Source organism: Neptuniibacter pectenicola, assembly GCF_001597735.1.
Classification (GTDB): domain Bacteria; phylum Pseudomonadota; class Gammaproteobacteria; order Pseudomonadales; family Balneatricaceae; genus Neptuniibacter; species Neptuniibacter pectenicola.
The window spans coordinates 25,837-50,853 of sequence record NZ_LUTS01000002.1; the positions used below are offsets into that span (position 1 = coordinate 25,837).

Below are 25,017 nucleotides of genomic sequence, written 5' to 3' on the forward strand. Positions count from 1 at the left end.
TCTTTCTTGATGCTTTTCTTGAGCCGTATTTCTCATTATCAATTTATCTAATAAACCGAACGATTAAACCGTTGTTTGGTGCTCATTCTGTCTTGCTTTAGTTGGGGTTCCTTTCTATAGTGTGCTTTAGTGGGATAAAGTGGGTAAAAGTGGGTAATTCTGTAATTCAAGTGGGTTTTGAGAGCGAGAAATGTTTAGAGGCGTAAATCAAATCAATCTAGATGCTAAGGGGCGCATGGCGATCCCAGCACGTTATCGCGAGAAAATCGCGGCGTGTTGTGATGGGCAGCTCGTGGCAACGATTGATACTGAAGAGCGCTGTTTATTGCTTTATCCACTGCATGAATGGGAAGAGATTCAAGCCAAAATAGAGGCACTGCCTAGTTTTAATCCCGCAGCACGACGTATTCAACGGCTATTGATTGGGCATGCTACTGATTTGGATATGGACGGTAATGGACGCTTGTTGTTGTCGGCGCCTTTACGTGAATATGCTGAGTTAGATAAGAAAATTGTACTGCTTGGTCAAGGCCAAAAGTTTGAAATCTGGGATGAGTCCAGATGGTTAGCCACACGTGAAGAGTATCTTCAGGATGTGGATGGGGGCATGGCAATGCCTGAAGAGTTACAGAACCTTTCATTATAAAGATGAAAGCTAGCGAGATTTATCGATGAGCCAGGAATTTAAACATATTACCGTTCTGTTGCAGGAAGCTGTTGATGCTTTGGTGCAGGATGCATCTGGTTTTTATGTCGATGGAACGTTTGGGCGTGGTGGACACTCTGCGTTAGTGCTTGAGCAGTTGGCGGAAACGGGTGAACTATTAGGTATCGATAAAGATCCCCAAGCGATTGCTCATGCGAATGAGCGCTTTGCTGATGAGCCGCGTTTTTCTATCGCGCACGGTAGTTTCGCGCAACTAGAACAGTTTGTTACTGATCGGGGTATGGCAGGCAAGGTTGATGGTGTGCTGCTTGATTTAGGTGTGTCTTCTCCACAATTGGATGATGCATCGAGAGGGTTTAGTTTTATGAATGATGGTCCGCTTGATATGCGGATGGATACGTCATCAGGTGAAAGTGCGGCGGAGTGGATTGCCCGTGCAGATGAAACCGAAATTGCTGATGTTATTTATACCTACGGTGAGGAAAAGTTCTCCCGTCGTATGGCTAAAGCGATTGTTGCTAAGCGTCAAGAGACACCGATTACAACAACGGCTCAGCTTTCTAAAATAATTGCTGAAGCAAATCCCGCTTGGGAAAAGGGTAAGAACCCCGCTACGCGAGCATTTCAGGGTATTCGTATCCATATTAATAAAGAATTAGACGATTTAGAAAGCTGCTTAGATCAAACGTTGGATATGTTGAAAATTGGTGGGCGCCTTGTAGTGATCAGTTTTCACTCGTTAGAGGATCGCATCGTTAAACGCTTTATTCGTAAGCATGTTAAAGGTGATGAGCATCTACCACGGGGTATTCCGTTTACTAATGACATGCTTGAAATTCGTTTGAGAAGTGTCAGCAAAGCAGTAAAAGCGAGTGATAATGAAACGCAAGACAATGTCCGTGCGCGGAGTGCTGTTATGCGTATAGCGGAGAAGGTGGCTTAAGTGCGGATCCGTTTTTTTCAACGATGGTTGAAAAAAAAACAGGCTGAAGGGGGTGATGAGGTTGATACGCCCCAGGCCGGTGAGTTTTGCAATGTGGAAACTCTATTAAGGCCTTTTTTAACGGTATTGGTCTTAGTTGTGCTGCTGGTGGTGTCATGTTTGGTGGTTGTGTTGAGTGCGTTTGAGTATCGAACGCTTTTTAATCACCACCAAGAGTTAATACAGCAGCGAGATGAGTTACAGGTTGAATGGGGACAGCTTTTATTAGAACAAAGCGCTTGGTCTGCCAACAACCGTGTTGAGCAGCAAGCCGCGAGAAAATTGGGTATGAAAGTGCCTGAAGTGAATCAAATAGAGATTATCCGCAATGAGCGATAATAACGAAGCCGGTGATAGTACCGAAGCGACAGTAGGACGAGGATGGCGCCTTTGGTTGGTGCTGATTCTTTTGTTGCTTGTGGCGATGGGTATCACTGCGCGTATGTTGTCGCTGTACGTTGAAGATCAGGCGTTTCTACAGACGCAGGGTGATGAACGAACATTGCGGACTGTTCAGGTGCCTGCGCATCGGGGAATTATCACGGATCGTAATGGCGAGCCGTTAGCTGTGAGCGCGCCGGTAGCGACGATCTGGGCGGATCCTAAGATGATGGATCTGCAGCATGTAAATATCGCAAAGCTAGCAATACTGCTTAAAAGTAATAAGCAAAAGCTAACCGCTAAATTGTCAGCTAATCGCGCTAAGCGTTTTCTTTATTTGCAGCGACAAGGTACGCCTGAGCTAGCGGAAAAAGTCAGAGCGTTGCGGATTCCAGGTGTGCACGTTGATAGAGAATATAAACGTTACTACCCTGCAGCGGAAGTGACCACTCACTTGGTGGGTTTTACCAATTTAGACGGTAAAGGCCAAGAGGGGTTGGAGCTTGCGTATGAGGATTGGCTTAAAGCTGAGCCGGGCAAGCAGTTAGTCATGAAGGATCGGTTGGGCCGGACCATTAAGCATGTCCGCGAGGTGAAGTCGGCTCAGCATGGCAATAATATTGAGTTAAGTATTGATCTGCGATTGCAGTACCTTGCTTATCGAGAGCTAAAAGCAGCGGTCAAAGCGCATAAAGCGGATGGCGGGTCTTTGGTTATGTTGGACGTTAAGACGGGCGAAGTTTTAGCGATGGTGAATCAGCCCTCCTATAACCCGAATGATCCGCGACAGCGCGTATCATCTGCGTTACGTAACCGTGCATTAACCGATACGTTTGAGCCGGGCTCAACGGTTAAGCCCATGACGGTAGCGGCAGCCTTGATGAGTGGGCAATATACGCCCGATACGCTGGTTGATACATCGCCAGGCTATTTAAGAGTGAAACGTAAAACCATTCGAGATCACCGTAATTATGGTGAGATTGATGTTTCTACAATCATTACTAAATCAAGCAACGTCGGTGTTACCAAGTTAACGATGAGTTTGCCTGAAGGCTCTGTGCGCAACTTGTACCACAATGTGGGGTTAGGTCAGGCAACAGGCATAGGTTTTCCCGGAGAGAGTTCGGGGTATCTGCCTTATTTGAATAAACGTCAGGTGGTTGAACGAGCGACGTTATCCTATGGCTATGGTTTATCGGTGACGCCGTTGCAGTTAGCGCAATCCTATTTGGCCTTAGCCAATGATGGCGTGATGAGCCCAGTGAACCTGATTCGTCAGAAAGAAGCGGGTAAGCCTGTACGTGTTATGCCTGCGAGTGTGGCGCAAGATGTACGTGTAATGATGGAAACGGTTATTAGTAGCAAAGGTACCGGCCGCAGAGCGGCGGTTCCGGGTTATCGAGTGGCAGGCAAAACGGGCACAGTGCATAAAGTGGGCCGTGGTGGCTACATTGACGATCAATATATGTCGACGTTTGCAGGCCTGGCGCCAGTCAGTAACCCACGCCTAGTGACCGTCGTGATGATTGATAACCCTAAAGGGCAAGAGTATTACGGTGGTGAAGTTGCCGCGCCTGTTTTTTCGCGCGCGATGGGAGGGGCGTTACGTTTACTGAATGTGCCACCTGATAACTGGCCAGACGTTAATAAACAATTATAACTCGGTGATCTAAGAGATCGATATGTTGAAGATAGAAAAGACACTTATAGAGATATTGCCGGAGTGGGTTAATACAACCTGCGCCGATCTCGTTGTGTCTGATATCTCTCAAGATAGCCGAGCAATTGGTACAGGCACCTTGTTTATTGCACGTTCGGGGTTATTACACCGAGGTGTGGATTTTGTGCTTGATGCTGTGGCCGCGGGCGCTGTCGCTATTGTGTTGGATTCGAGTGAAGTTGATTCGTGCCCACAGGTTGATGTGCCAGTGATCGCCATCCCCGATTTGATCAGTCATATAGGTTTTATTGCGGCGCGCTTTTATGACGAGCCCAGTAAGCATATGACGGTGATAGGTATCACAGGGACTAACGGTAAAACGTCATGCGCACACTTTATCGCCCAAGCGATGAATACGTTGGATGTTAAAACGGCCATTATCGGCACCGTTGGTAATGGTTTTCCAAGCGCCCTAGACAAAGCAACACATACCACACCGGATGCGGTTGGTTTGCAAAAGTTGTTTGCGGAATTAAAGCAGGCCGGGGCTGACGCGGTTGTGATGGAAGTATCAAGCCATGCCTTAGATCAAGGGCGGGTAGCGGCGGTCGCGTTTGATTACGCCGTATTGACTAATTTGAGCCGTGATCACTTGGATTACCATGGCTCTATGGATGCCTATGGTGCAGCGAAGGCAAAACTTTTTAAAATGCCATCCCTAAAAAAAGCGATTATCAATATAGATGACGCGTTTGGTCGACAGTTGTGGGCTGATGATGGGATACGGGGCCAAGCTGTTTCCGTGGGTCGAGTTCATGGGGATTACCGTTTAGCGGCCTATCGTCTAGCACTGCACGGTATTGAAGCGGAGGTTAAAACCTCAACTGGCGGTTTTGCATTTTGCAGTAAAATCATCGGTGATTTTAATTTAGACAATTTACTTATCGTTGCTGCAACGCTAGTTGAACAAGGCTTTAGCTATGAGCAGTTGGTTGACGCATTATCCAAAATAGAATCGGTTCCTGGGCGAATGCAAGCGATCGTAGCGGCTAATAAGCCCTTGGTGATCGTTGATTATGCCCATACGCCGGATGCATTAGAAAAAGCTTTGCAAGCGGTCAGGGCGCATACCTCTGGAACTTTATGGTGTGTATTTGGCTGCGGTGGTGATAGGGATATAGGTAAGCGCGAATTGATGGGCAACATAGCAGACCGTTTAGCGGATCACTTAGTTGTAACCAGTGATAACCCACGTAGTGAGCAGCCACAGAAAATAATAGAGATGATTAAACACGGCATCAGCTTACATGTACCAGATATTGAAATAGATCGGGCTGAAGCGATTCAGTTGGCGATTATGAAAGCGTCACCAGAGGATGTTGTTTTAATTGCGGGCAAAGGGCATGAGGACTATCAAGAGATTGCTGGTACTCGTTACCCATTTAGCGATGTAGTGGTGACACGTAAGTTTTTAGGAATTGCAGCATGATTGGCGAGTGGTGTTTAGCGCAATTACAGCAACAGTTTGGCGGCGATGTGACTGAGGATGTACCTTTCAGTGGTGTCAGCACAGATACGCGGACGATTACGCCGGGCGATCTGTTTGTGGCGCTCGTTGGTCCTAGCTTTGATGGACATGAATTTATTGAACAAGCGCTGGCTAAAGGCGCGGTGGCAGCGGTTGTTTCCCATCCTGTTGAGCCGTCAATAGCGCAATGGGTTGTTAGCGATACGCATAAAGCACTGGCCGATATAGCGCTGGCCAATCGACAGCGTTTTCATGGTTGCTTATATGCGGTGACAGGCAGTAGTGGCAAAACCACAGTAAAAGAGATGCTATATAGCATTCTGTCTCAGACGCGCTCGGTGTTAGCCACGAAAGGCAATTTTAATAACGATATCGGTGTGCCGCTTACACTCTTTTGCCTAAATGATGAGCATCAAGCTGCCGTTATTGAGCAGGGTGCCAGTGCAGGGGGAGAAATTGCGTATACAACAGCTCTTTCTTTGCCTGATGTGGCAGTACTTACTAATGCCATGGGGGCTCATCTAGAGGGCTTTGGTTCCTTGTTAGGGGTTGTTGAGGCGAAAGCAGAAATTTTCTCACAGCTTAGAAAAACTAATGGGTACGCCATCATTAACGCGGATGATAAATACGCTCAATTTTGGCTTGGTGGCACGGAAGGGCAAAAGCGTAAAACGTTCTCATGTGTGTCTGATACGGCTGATATTTATGCGTCTGATATCAAAGCATCGGATACCGGATGTTTCTCATTTATGCTGCATCGGGGTGAGCAAGTGGTACCCGTTCAGTTGAGCGTTATGGGACAACATAATGTCGCTAATGCATTGGCGGCGGCTGCAGCGGTGAGTACCCAAGAGATATCTTTACAGCAGATTGCTGAGGGGCTGCATCGTTTTAAAGCTGTTAAAGGGCGTATGTGTCCGGTTAAAGGCCCACAGGGTGCTTTAGTTATTGATGATAGTTATAACGCAAACCCAGGATCAGTAAACGCGGCAGTCGACCTATTGGTTAGCTTGCCAGGCGAATCTATTCTGGTGTTAGGAGACATGGCTGAGTTAGGGGCTGATGCCGCTGAACAGCATAAAAAGGTAGGTTGTCGAGCGGCGCAGAAGGGGGCTGGAAGCCTGTGGGCGACCGGCGCGCTGTCTCGGCACTCTGTTTCGGCATTTAATGCCGAGTTACCCGGTTGTGGTAAGTATTTTGAAACTCAAGAAGAGCTAAGCGCCGCGCTATTGGGTGCGGCACGTCAGAATACTAATATTCTGATTAAAGGCTCACGTAGTGCAGCAATGGAGCGGGTTGTGAACAGCCTGTCTGAAGGGGATTAAGCAAAAATGCTACCACTAATAGCAGAATTTTTATCAGAGTATTACAGCGGCTTCGCTGTATTTCAGTATCTGACATTAAGAGGTATTTTGGGCGTCTTAACCGCCCTGATGATATCTCTTTTGGTGGGGCCTTTTGTAATTAATAAATTACGAAGTAATCAGATTGGTCAGGCGATTCGTGATGATGGCCCGCAAAGCCATTTGAGCAAAGCGGGAACCCCAACGATGGGGGGCGCGCTTATTCTAGTTGCTATTGCTGTGAGTACGCTGCTATGGAGCGACCTTAGCAATATTTATGTATGGATTACTTTGCTGGTTACGTTGATTTTTGGTGCAGTGGGCTGGGTTGATGATTACCGTAAAGTGGTTGAGAAAAACCCCCGTGGCTTGCCGGCTAAATGGAAATACCTTTGGCAATCAGTGGGTGGGATCGGTGCGGCGGTCGTGTTGTATTCCGTTGCAAGTACACCGGTTGAAACGTCATTACTTATACCGTTTTTAAAAGATGTATCTATTGAGTTAGGTATATTTTTTATTGTGTTTACCTATTTTGTCATTGTTGGTAGCTCCAATGCGGTGAACTTAACGGATGGCTTGGATGGTCTAGCTATTTTACCCACGGTTTTGGTGGCGGGTGCTCTAGGGGTTTTTGCTTACCTGTCGGGTAACGTTAAATTTGCGGATTACCTGTTGATTCCCTATATCGAAGGTTCGGGTGAGCTGATTATTTTCTGTGGCGCCATTGTGGGGGCTGGACTGGGTTTCTTATGGTTTAACACGTACCCAGCTCAAGTGTTTATGGGCGATGTAGGTGCGCTGTCGTTGGGCGCTGCATTAGGCGTAATCGCCGTGATTGTTAGGCAGGAGTTTATCCTCTTTATTATGGGAGGGGTCTTTGTAGCTGAAACCGTTTCCGTCATCCTGCAAGTGGCTTCATTTAAGCTGACGGGGCGCCGTATTTTTAGAATGGCGCCGTTACATCATCATTTTGAATTAAAAGGTTGGCCAGAACCGCGCGTGATTGTGCGCTTCTGGATTATTACCGTTGTATTGGTGCTGATTGGTTTAGCATCACTGAAAATTCGTTAAGAGTAGTAGGTTGAGTTATGGGATTAATCGCCAGCGATAATTTTAAAATTGTGATCGGTCTGGGACGGACCGGGCTGGCGTGCGCACGTTTTTTAGCTAAAAAAGGGATCTCTTTTGCGGTGGTTGATAGCCGTGCTAATCCGCCAGGCGCTGATGAGTTTAAACAGATGTTCCCTGCTGTCGATTTGCGCTGTGGCGCTTTTGATAGTGAATATTTGAAAAGAGCGAGCGAGCTGATTCTGAGCCCTGGGGTTAGTCAGAGGGCGTCAGCTATTCAAGACGCGGTTGCTGCAGGGGTTTCGCTGACGGGTGATATCGATCTGTTTTGTCGAGAGGTTGACGCGCCGATTATTGCTATCACTGGCTCTAATGCGAAAAGTACAGTAACAACCTTGGTGGGTGAAATGGCCAAAGCGGCCGGTCTGAATGTAGGTGTGTGTGGCAATATAGGCACCCCAGTATTAGAGATGTTAGACCAGCCCGAAAAAGATCTTTATGTCATGGAGCTATCTAGCTTTCAGCTGGAAACAACCCATGAGCTTCGGGCTGAAGTGGCGACAGTGCTGAATGTGACACCCGATCATTTAGATCGTTATGACAATAATATGCAGGGCTATTATCAAGCTAAACATCGCATATTTCGGGGCGCCAAGCATGTGGTTATCAATCTCGATGATGCATTAACTGCACCGCTGTTATCCACCAATGTGAATACGTTGTCCTACCGTTTAGGTAAACCTGATTTTTCAGTATTTGGTTTAATTGAGGATCAGGGCGAGCGTTGGTTAAGTTTTGAATTTAACAAACTGCTGCCCGCTTCTGAATTGAAGATACGGGGTAGTCATAATATAGCCAATGCGTTGGCATCTTTAGCTATTGGCCATGCTGCGGGCTTCCCAATGGATGCAATGCTGGGGGCTTTACGCTCATTTGGTGGTTTAAAGCACCGTTGCCAGTGGGTCTCTGATAAAGCGGGTGTTAGTTATTTTAATGATTCAAAAGGCACAAATGTTGGTGCAACCGTTGCAGCATTGGTTGGCTTAGGTGAGACCTTATCAGGTACCCAGAAAATAGTGTTGATTGCGGGCGGTGTAGGTAAAGGCGCTGAGTTTTTTGATTTGGCAGCACCCTTACAGCGTTTCGGTCGAGGTTTAGTGTATTTGGGTGAAGATGGTGAGCGTTTGGCGGCGGCCTGTGGGTCCCTTGAAAAAGTAGCGGCACTCAGTATGTCTGATGCGGTTGCTAAGGCGACTAGCCTGGCGGAATCCGGAGATATCGTGTTGCTCTCTCCAGCGTGTGCGAGCTTTGATATGTTTAGTGGCTTTCCTGCGCGTGGTGATGCGTTTGTTGATGCGGTGGGTTCGCTCTGATGCTTAGTGCGATCATGTCATCTTCAACCCCGCAATCAAAGCTCGGTGTTTTGCCTTTTGATCCATGGGTCTTAGGCTGCGCGATTGCGTTGATTTTGACTGGGTTTGTGATGATCAGTTCGGCCTCGTTAGATGTTGCAATGGAAAATAATGGTACGCCTTATTACTACGTGATTAGACAGGCCTCTTTTATCGTTATCGCTTTAATCGGTGCCGTTATTGTCTGGAATTTCCCGATTAGTTTTTGGGAGCGAACTGGGCACTGGTGGATGCTTGCTGCGGGTTTTTTATTGATTTTAGTGTTAATCCCGGGAGTAGGGAAAGGGGTTAATGGTAGTCATCGTTGGTTGCCTTTAGGGCCTTTAAACTTGCAGGCATCGGAAGTCGCAAAGTTTTGTATGGTGCTGTACATGGGCGGCTATTTGGTACGCCGTCTCCATGAGGTAAGACGCAGTTGGAAGGGGATCGCTAAGCCGACGCTACCTTTAGGAATTTTTTGTGTATTGCTCTACTTTGAACCTGACTTTGGTGCCTTAGTTGTGCTGATGGGAACGGTTATGGGCATGATCTTTTTAGGCGGTATGCGTTTTTCGCAGTTTTTAGTTGTAATTGTGAGTGTTGTGGCCTTATTAGGTTTGGTTGTGGGTTTACAGCCATACCGTGTTGCGCGATTGCAGAGCTTTTTGGACCCGTGGCAGGATCCTTTTGGTGCGGGTTATCAGTTGTCGCAAGCGCAAATTGCGTTTGGACGTGGTGAGTGGTTCGGTACGGGGTTGGGCAATAGTGTCCAGAAGCTTTTTTATCTGCCTGAAGCTCACACCGATTTTGTTTTTTCGGTTTTGGCTGAAGAGCTTGGTTTTATTGGCGCTGCGTCACTGATTGTTTTATACGCAGTGCTAGTTGTAAATATTTTCCGTATAGGCCGGCGTGGGGAGAAAATGAAAGCGTTTTTTAAAGCCTATGTTTGTTATGGCTTTGGAATTATTTTTGCTGGGCAGGCGCTCATTAATATCGGTGTGAATGTAGGTGCATTGCCGACCAAAGGTTTGACCTTACCTTTAGTGAGTTATGGCGGCAGTAGCTTATTGGTTAGTTGTGCCATGTTAGCGGTCATTTTAAGAATTGATTACGAACTAAAGAAAAGCCGATTTGATCTGTCGGCTACACGTGCAAAAGGGAAGTCGAATACGTCCGATGGTGCAGCGAAAAAACGGTCTAATGAAAGGGTTCAGCAAAAGGTGCATGTATGAGTCAGCGTAAAACACCGGTTGCCTTGGTTATGGCAGGAGGAACGGGAGGGCATGTGTTTCCTGCGCTTGCTACGGCAGAAAAAATGCAGGCTCAAGGTGTGCATGTCGAGTGGCTGGGATCTCGTCACGGTATTGAAGCGGATTTAGTGCCGGCTGCTGGATTGACGTTGCACTCTATTGAAGTGAGAGGTTTGCGAGGTAAGGGGAAACTCAGCCTGTTGTTAGCGCCGTTTAAATTGATTATTGCGTTATGGCAGGCACTACAGGTTGTGAGAAAGGTGAAGCCTGATGTTGTGCTTGGTATGGGTGGTTTTGCATCTGGCCCCGGAGGCGTTGCGGCATGGCTGATGAGAATTCCTTTAATCATCCATGAGCAAAACGCTGTGGCTGGTATGACAAATAAAGCGTTATCTAAGGTTGCTACGCGGGTGTTGGAAGCGTTTAAAGGGGCGTTTAAAGGTCGTGTAGCTACCGAATCTGTCGGGAATCCGGTGAGAGGGTCCATATTAGAGATGCGTACGCCCCTTGAACGGATGGCGGCGCGTAATGGGAACATTCGGTTGCTCGTTGTTGGGGGGAGCTTAGGGGCTAAATCGATGAATGATCTGCTGCCTGAGGTATTGGCTGAGGTCCCTGAAGAGCAGCGCCCAGAGGTTTGGCATCAAACGGGTAAGCGCAATATTGAAGAGACGTTAGAGCGTTACAAAAAATTTAATATTAATGGCTGTAGGGTGGAGCCGTTTATTGATGCAATGGATGAGGCCTACGGTTGGGCTGATGTTGTGTTATGTCGAGCTGGGGCGTTAACCGTCAGTGAGCTGAGTATTGCAGGTGTTGCATCTATTTTGGTTCCCTTTCCTTATGCGGTTGATGATCACCAAACAAAGAATGCTGCGTTTTTGGCAGATAATGGTGCTGCGATTCTTGTGCAGCAGAACGATTTGAGCAGAGATGTTTTGAAACGTTTACTTACAGAACAGTTAAATCAGCGTGAGACGTTGATTGAAATGGCAAATAAAGCGTGTGCTCTTGGTAAACCTGAAGCAAGTGATAGGGTCGCAAACGTTTGTCTTGAGGCGATGAAATAATGGAACAACAAAATGCTTTTACACGATTTGAAATACCCGAAATGCGCCGTATCAGCCGTATTCACTTTATCGGTATCGGCGGTGTGGGGATGTGTGGCATTGCAGAGGTTTTGCTTAACCAAGGTTATCAGATTTCAGGGTCTGACTTAAAAGCGTCAGCGACGACGGATCGCCTTGAGAAGTTGGGTATGTCCATTTTTATTGGTCATGCGACTGAGAATGTGTCAGGTGTTGATGTTGTTGTTGTGTCGACTGCGGTTAATGAAGAGAACCCTGAAGTCAAAGCAGCGCGTGGCCAGCGAATTCCAATTGTTCGCCGAGCCGAAATGTTGGCTGAGTTAATGCGTTACCGTCATGGTATAGCGGTTGCGGGTACCCACGGCAAAACAACAACGACAAGTCTATTGGCGTCTATTTTTGCGGAAGGTAAGTTAGATCCAACGTTTGTTATCGGTGGGCGCTTAAATAGTGCGGGTACAAACGCCAAAATGGGAACAAGCCGTTATCTTGTGGCTGAAGCTGACGAGAGCGATGCTTCGTTTTTGCATCTGCAACCTATGGTCTCCATTGTGACGAACATTGATGCTGACCATATGGAAACCTATGGTAATGATTTCTCTGTTTTGAAGAAAACCTTTATCGAATTTCTCCATAACTTACCTTTTTACGGCTTAGCCGTGATGTGTATTGATGATCCTGTTGTGAGAGATATTTTGCCTGAGGTTAGCCGCCCTGTATTAACTTACGGCGTGTCTGATGATGCGGATTATCGAGCAGAAAATGTTCGCCAAGAGGGGATGTTTACTCGATTCACCGTTAAACGTCCTGAAGGGTTTGCGGACCTTAATGTGTCGTTAAATATGCCGGGTCATCATAATATGTTGAATGCCTTAGCGACGATCGTTGTCGCTACTGATGAAGGTATTTCTGATGAGGCGATTTGTGCGGCCCTTACTAAGTTTGAAGGCGTCGGTCGCCGATTCCAAGTTTTGGGTGAAGTGGCGGTTAAAGGCGGGAATGCGATGCTGGTGGATGACTATGGACATCATCCACGTGAAGTAAGCGCGGTGATTAAAGCGATTCGCGAAGGTTGGCCTGATAAGCGTCTAGTTATGATCAATCAGCCCCATCGTTATAGCCGTACACGTGATCTTTATGAAGACTTTGTTGAGGTTTTATCTGAAGTCGATATTTTGTTGTTGCTAGAGGTTTATGCCGCGGGAGAGGAGCCTGTTGCGGGGGCGGATAGCCGAAGTTTATGTCGCAGTATTCGTCAGCGTGGCCGTATTGACCCTGTTTTTGTGAGTGATAAAGATTTAGTGGCAGATGTTCTAAAAGGTATTTTGCAGCCAGGCGATCTACTGCTTACGCAAGGTGCAGGTGACATTACTGCATTGGCGCACCAGTTAAACCAGTTGTCTTTAGTTGCTGAGGATTGAAATAGATGAGTTTTGTGATCGATTCAGATTTAAAGGCGAGTTTTGGGCGTGTTGCGGTCATTTATGGTGGCAACTCATCTGAGCGCGCCGTGTCTTTAAAAAGTGGTGCAGCCGTGCTAGCGGGTTTGCAACGTGCGGGTGTAGAGGCTTTTGGAATCGATTTATACGGTGAGTCTGCAGATTTAGAGCCCTTGCGTCAGTTACAAGAGGAAGCGTTTGATCGTGCATTTCTTATTCTTCATGGTCCAGGTGGTGAGGATGGAACTCTGCAGGGCGCGTTAGAGATGCTGGGTAAACCTTATACCGGTAGCGGCGTAGCAGCCTCAGCAATCGGTATGGATAAGTTGCGTACAAAGCAGCTGTGGTTAGGTGCGGGTTTACCAACACCACCGTTTGCAGTGTGTGGTCAACATGAGTCCTTAGATGAGGTGATTACGCGTTTAGGTACTCCGATTATTGTGAAACCTGCACATGAGGGCTCCAGCATCGGTATGAGTAAGGTGCGCAGTCGTGCGGAATTAGCGGATGCATTAACAACCGCCGAAAGTTTTGATCGCACAGTTATTGCTGAGCGCTGGATGAGTGGTGATGAATATACAGTTGCGGTATTAGATGGAAAGGCGCTGTCTCCCATTTTACTGGTGACCAACCATGAGTTTTATGATTTTGATGCTAAATATGTAGCAAACGATACAGAGTATCGGTTTGACCATGGTTTGAGCGCTGAAAAAGATAAAGCGTTACGCGACCTCGCAGAAAAAGCGTTTGCCGCTGTAGGTTGTGCAGGTTGGGGGCGTGTGGATGTTATGCAGGATGAACATGGCGAGTTTCAGTTATTAGAAGTTAATACTGCGCCCGGGATGACGGATCATAGTTTAGTGCCGATGGCCGCTAAACAGCAGGGTATTTCGTTTGAGCAATTGGTTGTAGAAATTTTAAAGACGGCTCACTGATATGGCGCTTTTCGACTTTCTGAAGCGAAAAGAGACGGAGGAGGTTGATGTTGAACCTGCTTTGTTTCCTCGAGGCGCAAGCCGTGAGGCGTTGGCTGATAAGACAGAAAGTACGTTAAAGACAGCGGGTGATTTTGACCGCTGGTGGAAGCCTTTTGGGACGATCTCATCACTACTGATCTTTATCGGTGTGTTATGGGGGGTGAGTTATAACGTATGGGCGTGGTTGGATAGGCCGGTAGAACAGATTGTTATTATTGGTACGGCTCAGCACTTAGATCGTAAAGCGTTGGCTGAAGATATAGGAACCGGTTTAAAACATGGGTTGTTGAGCGCTGACATTGTAGTTATTCGGGAGCTGGTTAGTGAACACCCCTGGGTACGTGTCGCTGCGATTAAGCGTGATTGGCCTAATCGCCTGGTGATTAACATTGAAGAGGAAGTTCCTGTTGCACGGTGGGGTGAACGGGGCTTACTTAATCATCAGGGTGATATCTTTTGGCCTGAGTTGAAAGATGAATACCTCAGCTTACCTCGGTTAAGTGGCCCGGCCCCTGAAACCGAGCGAGTGATGGCCCAGTTTCATGACCTGAGTCAGATGCTGAGGCAGGTAGGACTGAATGTGGTAAGCCTTAATTTGGAAGCTCGAGGTGCGTGGACATTTGAGCTAGACAACCAGATTAAGGTGACAGTGGGACGCGAAGCGATTAATGAGCGTTTGCGGCGGTTTTTGGATCTCTATCAGCTGAGATTGTCAAAACAGGTTGATGAGATAGAAGCAATTGATATTCGTTATACCCATGGTGTAGCGGTTAAGTGGCGAGAAAAACCCGAAGATGAAAATGCAGGGTAAGGAAAATGAGTAATTCGATGGATAACAATATGATTGTTGCCTTGGATATCGGTACATCTAAGGTGTTATGCCTTGTGGGTGAGATCGGTGTTGATGGTGCCATCGAAATAATAGGCATCGGCTCTCACGCATCAAGGGGGCTTAAAAAAGGCGTTGTTGTAAATATAGAGTCGACGGTCAGTTCAATACAGCGCGCGGTTGAAGAGGCTGAGTTGATGGCTGGGTGTAAAATTCATTCGGTCACCGTTGGCATCGCCGGTAGTCATATAAGTAGTTTGAACTCGCACGGTATTGTTGCTGTACGTGATCGAGAAGTGACTGAATATGACCTTGAGCGTGTTATTGATGCGGCTAGGGCGGTTGCGATTCCTGCGGATCAAAAGATCCTACATATTTTGCCGCAAGAGTATGAGATCGACAGTTCGGAAGGTATTAAAGAACCGTTGGGCATGTCGGGTGTTCGTTTAGAGGCCAAAGTCCATTTAGTGACGGGGTCTGTAAATGCGGCTCAAAATATTGAGAAGTGTGTCCGTCGTTGCGGCCTAGAGGTTGATAACTTAGTCCTTGAGCAGTTGGCATCGAGTTATTCCGTGTTAACGGAAGATGAGAAAGAGCTCGGCGTGTGTATGGTAGATATAGGTGGCGGTACGTCCGATATATCTATCTTTACCGGTGGTTCAATTAGGCACACCACAGTTATCCCTATAGCGGGTGACCAGGTGACTAATGACATCGCTATGGCGTTACGTACACCGACTCAACATGCGGAAGAGATAAAAATTAAATATGCCTGTGCCTTGGCTCAACTTGCGACCGGTAGTGAAACCGTCAAAGTGCCCGGTGTAGGCGATCGACCGTCCAGAGATTTGTCCCGACAAGCGTTGGCTGAAGTTGTAGAGCCCCGTTACGAGGAGTTGTTTAGCCTGATCCAAGCAGAACTGCGTCGCAGTGGTTTTGAGGATCTGGTTGCGGCCGGCATCGTTTTAACGGGAGGGACCTCAAAAATGGAGGGGGCGATTGAACTGGCAGAAGAGATTTTCCATATGCCGGTACGCCTAGCATCACCTCATGGTGTGCGGGGAATGGCAGATATTCTTAACAGCCCTATCTATGCCACAGGTATAGGGTTGTTGCAGTATGCACAGCATGACCATGTAGGCGGTAGTGTAGAGACGGTTAATCAAGATGTAGCCTCTGCTCCACGGATAGGTGTTTTAGAAAAAATGAAAGCTTGGTTTAAAAGTAATTATTAAGCCAGCTTAAATCGATTTTTAATGTTTCGGCTGTTAATGATGTTTGGCAGCGAATTAGGGGATAGTGCTTGGTTGAGCACTAAAGGAGCTAACAATGTTTGAACTGTTAGATAGCGTTCCACAAAATGCAGTGATCAAAGTGATTGGTGTTGGTGGCGGTGGCGGCAATGCCGTTAAGCACATGGAAAGTGGTGATCTTGAGGGAGTTGAATTCGTATGTGCGAATACAGATGCACAGGCGCTTTCATCAATGTCTTCTCAGACGGTCATTCAACTTGGTAATGCCCTGACTAAAGGGTTAGGCGCAGGGGCAAATCCAGAAGTGGGTCGTCAAGCGGCTATGGAGGATCGAGATCGTATTGGCGAAATGCTGAAAGGCGCAGATATGGTCTTCATTACTGCAGGTATGGGGGGTGGTACCGGTACAGGTGCAGCACCTATTGTGGCTGAAGTGGCGAAAGATATGGGAATTTTAACGGTTGCTGTCGTGACGAAGCCGTTCCCATTTGAAGGCCGCAAGCGCATGTCGATTGCCGCCGATGGCATTAAAGAGCTGCGTGAGAGTGTTGACTCGCTAATCATTATCCCAAATGAAAAATTGATGCAGGTACTTGGGCGCAATTGTAGTTTGTTGAATGCGTTTGAGTCCGCAAATGACGTGCTTAGAGGGGCGGTACAAGGTATCTCTGATCTAATTACGCGCCCAGGTATGATTAACGTGGATTTCGCCGATGTACGTACGGTGATGTCCGAAATGGGTATGGCGATGATGGGAACGGGTCATGCTCGAGGTGAAAATCGTGCAGCGGAAGCGGCAGAAAAAGCGATTAAAAGCCCATTGCTTGATAATGTAGACCTTCGTGGTGCCAGTGGTATTTTGGTCAATATCACCGCAGGCATGGATTTAAGCCTAGGCGAGTTTACTGAGGTTGGTAATCAGATCGAAGAGTACGCTTCTGAAAATGCCACCATTGTCATTGGTACGGTTATCGAACCCGGTATGTCTGACGAATTGAAGGTAACGGTGGTTGCAACGGGGTTGGATAAGCCGCAAGAAGCCGTACGTCCTGTTCAAGACAATATGAAAAAAGTAGACGGAAGTTTGAACTTAGAACAAATTGACTTGCCTACTATTCTTCGTAGAAGAAAGAATGAAGCGTTAGATGGTCCTGCAGAGTTCACAGAAGATGTACTGAAACAAACGGGTACAGAAGGTGATGCGGGCTATTTAGATATTCCTACTTTCTTAAGAAAGCAGGCAGACTAATATTAGGCAAACGCTTCGGGGGAAGGATTTATCTTTCTAAAAGATGATTTCTTTGTTAATATCGCGCGGTAGTATGGCCCTTTTTATTTTTGGCAGATGGCATGATTAAGCAGAGAACGTTAAAAAACAGCATTAAAGCAACAGGAATTGGTTTACACACAGGTCAGAAAGTTTATCTGACCCTGAAACCAGCACCTGTCAATACAGGCATAGTATTCCGTCGCGTCGATTTAGACCCTATGGTTGAAATCTTGGCGCACGCGCATAACGTTGCCGATACAACGTTGTCTACAAACTTGGCTAAAGACGGTGCGCGTATCGCTACTGTCGAGCATTTACTGTCCGCGATGGCGGGGTTAGGTATTGATAATGCTTATGTTGAGTTAAGTGCTGAAGAAGTACCTATTATGGACGGCAGTGCTGCGCCATTTGTGTTTCTTATTCAGTCTGCGGGCCTTGAAGAGCAGAATGCTGCGAAAGAGTTTATCCGTATTACTAAAGAAGTGACTGTTGAATCAGACGGGAAATCTGCTACGTTTAAACCGTTTGACGGCTTTAAAGTAGGCTTCAAAATTGAGTTTGATCACCCTGCGTTTGAAGGGCGAAAAATGGAATCATCTTTAGATTTTTCCAGTACGTCCTTTGTTAAAGAAGTAAGCCGTGCCCGTACATTTGGTTTTATGAGCGACTATGAATACCTTCGCTCACAAAATCTTGCGCTAGGTGGTAGCTTCGATAATGCCATTGTTGTAGATGATTACCGTATCCTTAATGAAGACGGCCTTCGTTATGATGATGAGTTTGTTAAGCATAAAGTGCTTGATGCCGTTGGCGACCTTTACCTTTTAGGTAAGAGCTTAATCGGTGAGTTTTATGGAGATAAGTCAGGCCATTACCTGAATAACCGCCTATTACGTGAGCTGCTAGCGAATGAAGATGCATGGGAGATCGTTACATTTGAAGATAATGAAGAAAGTGCACCTATCTCTTATCAAAAGCCTATTTTAGCGCTCTGATCCCTGATTTATAAGAAAACCGAACTCTATGTTCGGTTTTTTTTTGCATTTTATGTAAGGTTTTTATTAATTCGCCCTTTTAGATTCAATTTCTGCCCCAAATAAAGGTAGAATGCTGAGTTAATTTTTTCCTCCTCTGAAAAGAGTCGAGGATCGTTTTAGACTTCATAGGTATAAGTCGAGATATGCTGACAGGATTGTTAAAAAAAGTTTTTGGTAGTAAGAATGATCGTGAACTCAAGCGCATGGGTAAAATCGTTAAGGCGATTAATGCATTAGAAGTCGATCTTGAAAAACTAACAGATGAAGAACTGGCAGCGAAAACTGTTGAGTTTCGTCAGCGTCTTGATGAGGGTGCCGACCTTGATCAGTTGTTGCCGGAAGCGTTTGCTGTTGTTCGTGAAGCGTCCAAGCGTGTCATGGGGATGCGCCATTTCGATGTACAGCTAATCGGTGGTATGACATTGCATGATGGCAAAGTCGCTGAGATGCGTACGGGTGAGGGTAAAACCCTTGTGGCAACGCTTGCAGTGTATCTAAATGCGTTAACTGGTTTGGGTGTGCATGTTGTTACTGTCAACGATTATCTAGCGAGTCGTGATGCCGAGTGGATGCGTCCATTGTATGAAGCATTAGGCTTGACGGTAGGTGTTGCGCTTTCGGGACAAGACCCCGCAACTAAGCGCGCTGCTTATGCCGCTGATATTACCTATGGAACGAACAACGAGTTTGGTTTTGATTACCTTCGCGACAATATGGCGTTTAGTCTTGATGAGAAGGTACAGCGAGACTTTAACTTTGCGGTTGTGGATGAGGTCGACTCGATTCTTATCGATGAGGCGCGTACACCTTTGATTATCTCTGGCCCAGCCGAAGATAGCTCGCAGATGTATGTCACGATTAATCAGCTGATTCCACAGCTGAAAAAGTTTGATGGTGAGATTGATCCGCAAGATGAGTCACAAGATATTAGTGAGCACTTTGCGGTAGATGAAAAGAATCGTACGGTTGAGCTTACCGAAGCGGGTCATGCTGCTGTTGAGGAATTGTTAACAGAACAAGGGTTGTTAAATGAAGGGGAAAGTCTTTATGCCCCTCATAACCTGAACTTGCTGCATCATGTGTTGGCGGGCTTGCGTGCCCACTACCTGTTCCAGAAAGATGTTGATTATATTGTACAAAACAATGAAGTTGTCATTGTTGATGAGCATACCGGTCGTATTATGCAAGGCCGTCGTTGGTCTGAAGGCTTACATCAAGCAGTTGAGGCCAAAGAGGGCGTGTCGGTACAGAACGAAAGCCAGACATTTGCGTCTACAACCTTCCAGAACTACTTCCGTTTATATTCAAAACTTTCAGGCATGACCGGTACCGCTGATACTGAAGCGTTTGAGCTTCGTCAGATCTACGGTTTAGATGTTGTTGTAATTCCAACGAACAAGCCTATCTCACGTAAAGATGAAAATGATCTTATCTACATGAGTGTAGAAGAGAAGTACGAAGCGATAGTGAAAGAGATTCGTGCCTGTCAGGAAGCGCTGCGTCCCGTTTTGGTGGGTACCGCGTCAGTTGAGTCGTCTGAACTGATCTCTACGCTCTTAAAGAAAGAGAAAATTGTACATAATGTATTGAATGCCAAGAACCATGGTGGTGAAGCATCGATCATTGCCCAAGCGGGCCGTCCTGGTGCGGTAACGATCGCAACCAATATGGCAGGTCGTGGTACGGATATTGTTCTCGGCGGTAAACTTGAAGCAGAACTGGCTGAGCTTGATAACCCAACTGATGAACAGATTGCTGAAGTAACAGCGGCTTGGGAAGCGCGTCATAAGCAAGTACTCGAGAACGGTGGCTTACATATTATTGGTACAGAGCGTCATGAGTCACGCCGTATTGATAACCAGCTCCGTGGTCGTGCAGGTCGACAGGGTGACCCAGGTTCGTCGCGCTTTTTCCTTTCGTTGGAAGATGACCTTATGCGTATTTTTGCATCAGATCGTGTTCGCCAGTTGATGCAAGCACTGGGTATGGAACGTGGTGAAGCGATTGAGCATAAGATGGTAAGTAATGCTATCGAGAAAGCGCAGCGCAAAGTTGAGGGTCGTAACTTTGATATTCGTAAATCATTACTTGAGTATGATGATGTTGCGAATGATCAGCGTACGGTTATTTATGAACAGCGTAATGAAATCATGGCAACGGATGATATCTCTGAAACGATTAATGCGGTGCGTGAAGAGGTTGTTGCAAGTAAATTTAGTGAGTTTGTGCCACCGCAAAGCTTAGAAGAGCAATGGGATATTGCGGGGCTTGAGCGCTCACTTGAAGCGGATTTCTCAGTGAAGTTACCTGTTCAAGAGTGGCTTGATCAAGATGATAGTCTGCACGAAGAAACCTTGTATCAAAAAGTTCAGGACGAGATCTTAGCGGTTTATAAGCAGAAAGAGCAGCAGGTGGGCGAGTCCACTATGCGTAACTTTGAAAAGCAAGTTATGCTACAAGTGCTTGATACGCTTTGGAAAGAGCATTTACAAACCATGGATCATCTGCGACAAGGTATCCACTTGCGTGGTTATGCTCAGAAGAACCCTAAACAAGAATATAAGCGTGAATCGTTCCATCTCTTTCAGGAGCTATTGGATAATATTAAACGTGATGTTATTCGTATTATCTGTCATGTACAGGTGCAGCAACCTGAAGAGCTTGAGGCGATGGAGCAATTACGCCGTGAGCAGGCTGAAAATCAGCAGATGGATTTTACCCATGATCAGAGTTCCGCGCTGTCTGACGACGATAACGCTGAATCTACAGATGAACAGGGTGAAACGTTTGTAAGAGATGGACGTAAGGTGGGTCGAAATGAGCCTTGTCCATGTGGTTCCGGTAAAAAATATAAACAGTGTCACGGTAAACTATCCACATAACTTTTATACAGTTTGAGACAGTTAAGAAAGCAGCCTGTTGGCTGCTTTCTGCGCTAAAGGAGAAAATTTAAATGGCCGTTGGTCCCGCAACCTTTCCAAGTAAAATGCATCCGGTACAAGGGTTTGAACTAGGTACCGCGTCAGCCGGTATTAAAACGCCGGGTCGTAAAGATGTTGTACTCATGCGTATTTGTGATGATGCCAGCGTTGTCGGTGTTTTCACTAAAAATGCTTTTTGTGCTGCGCCGGTTCAGCTATGTAAAGATCATTTAAGTAAAGCAGCCGCCCGCTATCTTATCGTCAACACAGGGAATGCGAATGCGGGCACAGGACAAGAGGGATGGCAGGATGCGGTCGCCACATGTGAGGCGGTTGCGACGTTGTGCGATACCGATACCGCATCTGTATTGCCTTTTTCCACAGGGGTGATTGGTGAAAAACTACCGGTTGAGAAGCTTATAGCAGCACTGCCTAAGGCGAAAGAGGCGTTGTCAGTGGATGGCTGGAACGATGCGGCGGAAGGTATTTTAACTACTGATACACGGCTGAAAGGTTGCTCGAAACAGTTTGTCTATCAGGGTAAAACCGTGACGTTGACGGGTATATCTAAAGGCTCGGGCATGATTAAGCCTAATATGGCAACGATGCTAGGTTATGTTGCGACTGATGCTGAGGTAGAGGCGGGGTTACTGCAGCAGTTGTTGATTGATGCAACTGATTGTTCATTCAATCGCATTACTGTTGATGGTGATACGTCAACGAATGACTCCTGCATGCTGGTGGCAACGGGTAAATCGGGTTTGGTTGTCTCTGAAAGCGATCAAGAGGGGTTTTTAGCGTTCAAACAGGTATTGACTGAAGTGATGCAAACGCTTGCCCATGCGATCATCAGGGACGGTGAGGGCGCTACTAAGTTTGTTACCGTTTGCGTTGAATCCGCCGCGAGTCAAGAAGAGGCGTTGCGGACTGCTTTTGATATTGCCCATTCTCCGTTAGTTAAGACTGCACTTTTTGCTTCTGATCCAAACTGGGGACGTATCTTGGCTGTTGTCGGGCGTGCCGGTATCGAAAATTTAGATTTGAACGCGCTACAGATCTTTTTAGGTGATGTTTGTATTGTTAGTCAAGGTGGTCGAGATAGCGGCTATACCGAAGATGCAGGACAGGCAGTGATGGATGGTGAAGAGATCCTAATTAGAGTTGTGTTGAACCGTGGTGATGTGACTGAAACGGTATGGACAACGGATTTATCCCATGACTACGTGAGTATTAATGCAGATTATCGCAGCTAATGGATGCCTGTATGCTACTGACTATGTGTTGTTTAACGGGCGTTGCAGATAAATGAGCCGTAAATTAATTCATGTTGCCGCGGCGGTTATTACAAATCTCTCAGGAGAGGTGTTAATAGCAAAACGTTCTGAAGCGCAGCATCAAGGTGGTTTGTGGGAGTTTCCGGGCGGTAAGGTGGAGCAAGGTGAAAGTGCACTTTCGGCCCTATCGAGAGAGCTTTATGAAGAGCTGGGGATAGAGGTGACGGAGGCTAGACCGCTCATAAAGGTGCCTCATCATTACAGTGATAAATCTGTATTGTTGGATGTGTTTGAGGTTACTCGCTTCACTGGCGAGGCGTGGGGTAAAGAGGGGCAGCCCATAAAGTGGGTAGCAAAAGCGGAGATGGATCATTTTTCGTTTCCTGCAGCGAATCAGCCGATTCTTAATGCCTGTCTTTTACCGACAATGCTCGCTATCACACCTGATTTTACCACGCTTGATGGGTTAGTTTATTTTGTGGAGCAGGCGCTATCTTGTGGCGCTCAGGGGGTGATGTTAAGAAACCATATCCTGTCTGACGATATGTTTGAACGTGCATATCAGCGGATTAATGGCATGCTTGCATCCGCATCAATCCCTCTAATCGTGAACTGTTCGCTTGAGCTGGCTACGGCACTGCAGGCGGATGCCTTGCACTTGAGTGCCTCTCGGTTGTCCGAACTGCAGGGACGAGATCAGTTTTCTGGGCGCTGGTTAAGTGCTTCCTGCCATAATCGCGCAGAGCTGGATCGGGCGCTTGCTAAAAATATAGATTTTATAACCCTGTCACCTGTACTTAGTACAGGTTCACATCCAGAGACTGAACCGCTAGGGTGGCCGATATTCCAGCAGATGGTTGATGAGTGTGCGATACCGGTATACGCCTTAGGAGGGCTTGATAAGCACGTCCTCGAACAGGCGATTGGCTGTGGAGCGCAAGGTATAGCGGGGATTAGTGCATGGTCTCAGGGTCAAAAGGGATAGGACCGTCTCGGTCAACCTGTTCTTCATTTTCTGCGCTGCTGTAATCGCTGGCGGATTTTGATTCAGGAATTTGATATTCCTCATTGGCCCAAGCGCCAAGGTCAATCAATTTACAGCGCTCGCTGCAAAAAGGTCTAAAAGGGTTGTCACTGTTCCATACCTGCTTTTTCTGGCAGGTTGGGCATTTTACTTTGGGCTTAGTCACAGTTGGGAGCCTGTTTAGCGAGTGTGAGTAGTTTGGCGTGTAGGCCAACCACCTTGGTTTTAAGGGTTGCCAAGTCCGCGCTATTATCGATGATTGTATTTGCTTTTGCTATCTTCTGATCTCTTGGCATTTGTGCTTGAATAATTGCTTTTACTTGCGCTGCGCTGTTGCTGTCGCGTGAACCTGTGCGTGTGATCTGTATCGCTTCAGGTACATCGACAACAACAATATGATCCGTGAGTTGATGCTGATCTGTTTCAAGTAGTAAGGGTGATGCGAGCACCACGTAGGGTGATTGTGCGTTGTTTAATTGCTGAACTATACGCTCCCTGATGATCGGATGAAGGCGCTCTTCTAACCATTTACGGGCGGCGGGATCATCAAATATTAGCGTTCTGAGTGCAGCACGGTTTAGGTCGCCAGCGCTTGTGAGCAGATGGTTACCAAAGTGAGCCGTTATATCCTCGAGCGCTTTTTCACCCGGTTTAACAACATCACGTGCAACAATATCAGCGTCAACCACCTCAATACCCAATTGCTCTAATTCGCGCGTGACTGCGCTTTTTCCAGAGCCGATTCCGCCTGTTATGCCGACAATCAACATCTATAAGCCTGCAAATTGGAGGTAGGTGCCGGTGATATAGTCACCCCAAATCAGAGCAATCCAGCCTGCGATGGCAAGATAGGGGCCGAAGGGGATCGGGTTTTGTTGCTCATGTTTTTTTGCTGCGATCATCGCAAGACCTAAGATCGCACCGACAAGGGAGCTTAATAAGATAATAAGGGGTAGTTGGGCCCAGCCGGCCCAAGCGCCTAAGGCTGCCAGTAGTTTGAAATCACCATAGCCCATACCCTCCTTGCCTGTAAGAAGCTTAAATACCCAATACACGCTCCATAAGCTTAGATAGCCCGCGACTGCCCCATATACTGCACTTTCCAGAGTGGTGAATAGATTAAAGCTGTTAAATAATAACCCCAGCCAAAGTAATGGTAGCGTAATACGGTCGGGTAAAAGCTGGTGGTCAATGTCGATAAAGATAAGACAGATTAAGCCCCAGGTCAGTAGTGTTAGGCTCAAGCTAGTCATATTAACGCCATAGATGTAGACGATGGCGGCGCCGCTTATGGCGGTTAACAGCTCAATAAAGGGATAGCGGAAGGGTATATGTAAGCTGCATGATGAGCATTTTGCTCTCAGGTAAAGATAACTGATGAGGGGGATGTTTTCATACCATCGAATCCTGTGTCCGCATTGGGGGCAGGTGGAAGCGGGAGTGGACAGGTTGAATCGGTCCTGTTGCTCTGTGTTTTCGGTAGCGTGCTCTGATAGCCATTCACGTTCCATCATGATGGGGATTCGGTGAATAACGACATTTAAAAAACTGCCGACACAGAGAGATAAAATAAAAGCGTAGGCTATTGCCCACGCGGGTTCAATTGAAAGGAGGGTCATCAGTAATCTTCTTAGT

Annotated in this window: 22 protein-coding genes; 19 read left to right on the forward strand and 3 right to left on the reverse strand. The window is 46.8% G+C overall.

Annotation, left to right across the window (positions count from 1 at the left end):
- The first annotated feature begins 190 nt into the window (after positions 1 to 190).
- The 19 genes from mraZ to A3773_RS02795 all read left to right on the forward strand — a co-directional run bounded on the left by mraZ (position 191) and on the right by A3773_RS02795 (position 23,343).
- Complete coding sequence (gene mraZ / locus A3773_RS02705; RefSeq protein ID WP_067982823.1) at positions 191 to 646, forward strand: division/cell wall cluster transcriptional repressor MraZ; 456 nt, start codon at positions 191 to 193, stop codon at positions 644 to 646.
- 25 nt (positions 647 to 671) lie between these two features.
- Positions 672 to 1,610, forward strand: a complete 939-nt coding sequence (gene rsmH / locus A3773_RS02710; RefSeq protein WP_067982826.1) for a 16S rRNA (cytosine(1402)-N(4))-methyltransferase RsmH — start codon at positions 672 to 674, stop codon at positions 1,608 to 1,610.
- The gene (gene ftsL, locus A3773_RS02715; RefSeq protein WP_231902126.1) at positions 1,611 to 1,988 is read left to right on the forward strand and encodes a cell division protein FtsL; all 378 of its coding nucleotides are present in this window, start codon (positions 1,611 to 1,613) and stop codon (positions 1,986 to 1,988) included.
- Positions 1,978 to 3,690 carry a peptidoglycan D,D-transpeptidase FtsI family protein gene (locus A3773_RS02720; RefSeq protein WP_067982829.1) on the forward strand — a complete coding sequence of 571 codons (1,713 nt, stop codon included), beginning with the start codon at positions 1,978 to 1,980 and terminating at the stop codon, positions 3,688 to 3,690. Before ftsL ends, A3773_RS02720 begins: the two co-directional genes overlap by 11 nt.
- A gap of 22 nt (positions 3,691 to 3,712) precedes the next feature.
- On the forward strand, positions 3,713 to 5,179 hold the full coding sequence (locus A3773_RS02725) for a UDP-N-acetylmuramoyl-L-alanyl-D-glutamate--2,6-diaminopimelate ligase (RefSeq protein ID WP_067982832.1): 1,467 nt from the start codon (positions 3,713 to 3,715) through the stop codon (positions 5,177 to 5,179).
- The gene (locus tag A3773_RS02730) at positions 5,176 to 6,543 is read left to right on the forward strand and encodes a UDP-N-acetylmuramoyl-tripeptide--D-alanyl-D-alanine ligase (protein ID WP_067982836.1); all 1,368 of its coding nucleotides are present in this window, start codon (positions 5,176 to 5,178) and stop codon (positions 6,541 to 6,543) included. The genes A3773_RS02725 and A3773_RS02730 overlap by 4 nt, the downstream gene beginning before the upstream one ends.
- 6 nt (positions 6,544 to 6,549) lie before the next feature.
- Entirely contained in the window at positions 6,550 to 7,632 is a 1,083-nt protein-coding gene (gene mraY, locus A3773_RS02735) for a phospho-N-acetylmuramoyl-pentapeptide-transferase (RefSeq protein ID WP_067982840.1), read from the forward strand.
- 17 nt (positions 7,633 to 7,649) lie between these two features.
- Positions 7,650 to 9,002 (forward strand): UDP-N-acetylmuramoyl-L-alanine--D-glutamate ligase, encoded by a 1,353-nt coding sequence (murD, locus tag A3773_RS02740; RefSeq protein ID WP_067982843.1) that lies wholly within the window; start codon positions 7,650 to 7,652, stop codon positions 9,000 to 9,002.
- Positions 9,003 to 9,016: 14 nt separating this feature from the next.
- A complete protein-coding gene (gene ftsW / locus A3773_RS02745; protein WP_231902127.1) occupies positions 9,017 to 10,252 on the forward strand; it encodes a putative lipid II flippase FtsW in 1,236 nt (411 codons plus the stop codon).
- Entirely contained in the window at positions 10,249 to 11,340 is a 1,092-nt protein-coding gene (gene murG / locus A3773_RS02750; RefSeq protein WP_067982846.1) for an undecaprenyldiphospho-muramoylpentapeptide beta-N-acetylglucosaminyltransferase, read from the forward strand. The genes ftsW and murG overlap by 4 nt, the downstream gene beginning before the upstream one ends.
- Positions 11,340 to 12,779 carry a UDP-N-acetylmuramate--L-alanine ligase gene (gene murC, locus A3773_RS02755; RefSeq protein WP_067982849.1) on the forward strand — a complete coding sequence of 480 codons (1,440 nt, stop codon included), beginning with the start codon at positions 11,340 to 11,342 and terminating at the stop codon, positions 12,777 to 12,779. The genes murG and murC overlap by 1 nt, the downstream gene beginning before the upstream one ends.
- 5 nt (positions 12,780 to 12,784) lie before the next feature.
- Positions 12,785 to 13,732: a D-alanine--D-alanine ligase gene (locus A3773_RS02760; RefSeq protein ID WP_067982853.1), complete on the forward strand. Its 948-nt coding sequence runs from the start codon at positions 12,785 to 12,787 to the stop codon at positions 13,730 to 13,732.
- A 1-nt stretch (position 13,733) separates the two neighbouring features.
- Positions 13,734 to 14,585, forward strand: a complete 852-nt coding sequence (locus tag A3773_RS02765; RefSeq protein ID WP_082800529.1) for a cell division protein FtsQ/DivIB — start codon at positions 13,734 to 13,736, stop codon at positions 14,583 to 14,585.
- Positions 14,586 to 14,590: 5 nt separating this feature from the next.
- Entirely contained in the window at positions 14,591 to 15,838 is a 1,248-nt protein-coding gene (ftsA, locus tag A3773_RS02770; RefSeq protein WP_067982855.1) for a cell division protein FtsA, read from the forward strand.
- Between the two features lie 94 nt (positions 15,839 to 15,932).
- Entirely contained in the window at positions 15,933 to 17,105 is a 1,173-nt protein-coding gene (gene ftsZ, locus A3773_RS02775; protein WP_067982859.1) for a cell division protein FtsZ, read from the forward strand.
- A 101-nt stretch (positions 17,106 to 17,206) separates the two neighbouring features.
- Positions 17,207 to 18,121, forward strand: a complete 915-nt coding sequence (lpxC, locus tag A3773_RS02780) for a UDP-3-O-acyl-N-acetylglucosamine deacetylase (protein ID WP_067982862.1) — start codon at positions 17,207 to 17,209, stop codon at positions 18,119 to 18,121.
- A gap of 185 nt (positions 18,122 to 18,306) precedes the next feature.
- Positions 18,307 to 21,045 carry a preprotein translocase subunit SecA gene (gene secA / locus A3773_RS02785; RefSeq protein WP_067982865.1) on the forward strand — a complete coding sequence of 913 codons (2,739 nt, stop codon included), beginning with the start codon at positions 18,307 to 18,309 and terminating at the stop codon, positions 21,043 to 21,045.
- Positions 21,046 to 21,116: 71 nt separating this feature from the next.
- Positions 21,117 to 22,337: a bifunctional glutamate N-acetyltransferase/amino-acid acetyltransferase ArgJ gene (gene argJ, locus A3773_RS02790; protein ID WP_067982868.1), complete on the forward strand. Its 1,221-nt coding sequence runs from the start codon at positions 21,117 to 21,119 to the stop codon at positions 22,335 to 22,337.
- A 52-nt stretch (positions 22,338 to 22,389) separates the two neighbouring features.
- Complete coding sequence (locus A3773_RS02795) at positions 22,390 to 23,343, forward strand: Nudix family hydrolase (RefSeq protein WP_067982871.1); 954 nt, start codon at positions 22,390 to 22,392, stop codon at positions 23,341 to 23,343.
- Here the strand turns inward: A3773_RS02795 and yacG are convergent.
- From yacG to A3773_RS02810, 3 genes are read right to left on the reverse strand one after another with little or no spacing between them, the layout of a single operon-like run.
- Positions 23,312 to 23,548: a DNA gyrase inhibitor YacG gene (yacG, locus tag A3773_RS02800; protein ID WP_067982874.1), complete on the reverse strand. Its 237-nt coding sequence runs from the start codon at positions 23,546 to 23,548 to the stop codon at positions 23,312 to 23,314. The genes A3773_RS02795 and yacG overlap by 32 nt on opposite strands.
- Positions 23,541 to 24,152, reverse strand: a complete 612-nt coding sequence (gene coaE / locus A3773_RS02805) for a dephospho-CoA kinase (RefSeq protein ID WP_067982877.1) — start codon at positions 24,150 to 24,152, stop codon at positions 23,541 to 23,543. The genes yacG and coaE overlap by 8 nt, the downstream gene beginning before the upstream one ends.
- The gene (locus A3773_RS02810) at positions 24,153 to 25,001 is read right to left on the reverse strand and encodes a prepilin peptidase (protein ID WP_067982879.1); all 849 of its coding nucleotides are present in this window, start codon (positions 24,999 to 25,001) and stop codon (positions 24,153 to 24,155) included.
- Positions 25,002 to 25,017 lie beyond the last annotated feature (16 nt).

Coding starts and splice junctions, on each gene's coding strand:
- argJ (WP_067982868.1), top strand. CDS start 21,117: ATGGCCGTTGGTCCCGCAACCTTTCCAAGTAAAATGCATCCGGTACAA.
- ftsA (WP_067982855.1), top strand. CDS start 14,591: ATGAGTAATTCGATGGATAACAATATGATTGTTGCCTTGGATATCGGT.
- A3773_RS02725 (WP_067982832.1), top strand. CDS start 3,713: ATGTTGAAGATAGAAAAGACACTTATAGAGATATTGCCGGAGTGGGTT.
- ftsZ (WP_067982859.1), top strand. CDS start 15,933: ATGTTTGAACTGTTAGATAGCGTTCCACAAAATGCAGTGATCAAAGTG.
- murG (WP_067982846.1), top strand. CDS start 10,249: ATGAGTCAGCGTAAAACACCGGTTGCCTTGGTTATGGCAGGAGGAACG.
- lpxC (WP_067982862.1), top strand. CDS start 17,207: ATGATTAAGCAGAGAACGTTAAAAAACAGCATTAAAGCAACAGGAATT.
- rsmH (WP_067982826.1), top strand. CDS start 672: ATGAGCCAGGAATTTAAACATATTACCGTTCTGTTGCAGGAAGCTGTT.
- coaE (WP_067982877.1), bottom strand. CDS start 24,152: ATGTTGATTGTCGGCATAACAGGCGGAATCGGCTCTGGAAAAAGCGCA.
- mraY (WP_067982840.1), top strand. CDS start 6,550: ATGCTACCACTAATAGCAGAATTTTTATCAGAGTATTACAGCGGCTTC.
- secA (WP_067982865.1), top strand. CDS start 18,307: ATGCTGACAGGATTGTTAAAAAAAGTTTTTGGTAGTAAGAATGATCGT.
- A3773_RS02760 (WP_067982853.1), top strand. CDS start 12,785: ATGAGTTTTGTGATCGATTCAGATTTAAAGGCGAGTTTTGGGCGTGTT.
- ftsW (WP_231902127.1), top strand. CDS start 9,017: ATGTCATCTTCAACCCCGCAATCAAAGCTCGGTGTTTTGCCTTTTGAT.
- A3773_RS02720 (WP_067982829.1), top strand. CDS start 1,978: ATGAGCGATAATAACGAAGCCGGTGATAGTACCGAAGCGACAGTAGGA.
- murC (WP_067982849.1), top strand. CDS start 11,340: ATGGAACAACAAAATGCTTTTACACGATTTGAAATACCCGAAATGCGC.
- A3773_RS02765 (WP_082800529.1), top strand. CDS start 13,734: ATGGCGCTTTTCGACTTTCTGAAGCGAAAAGAGACGGAGGAGGTTGAT.
- mraZ (WP_067982823.1), top strand. CDS start 191: ATGTTTAGAGGCGTAAATCAAATCAATCTAGATGCTAAGGGGCGCATG.
- A3773_RS02810 (WP_067982879.1), bottom strand. CDS start 25,001: ATGACCCTCCTTTCAATTGAACCCGCGTGGGCAATAGCCTACGCTTTT.
- A3773_RS02795 (WP_067982871.1), top strand. CDS start 22,390: ATGAGCCGTAAATTAATTCATGTTGCCGCGGCGGTTATTACAAATCTC.
- murD (WP_067982843.1), top strand. CDS start 7,650: ATGGGATTAATCGCCAGCGATAATTTTAAAATTGTGATCGGTCTGGGA.
- A3773_RS02730 (WP_067982836.1), top strand. CDS start 5,176: ATGATTGGCGAGTGGTGTTTAGCGCAATTACAGCAACAGTTTGGCGGC.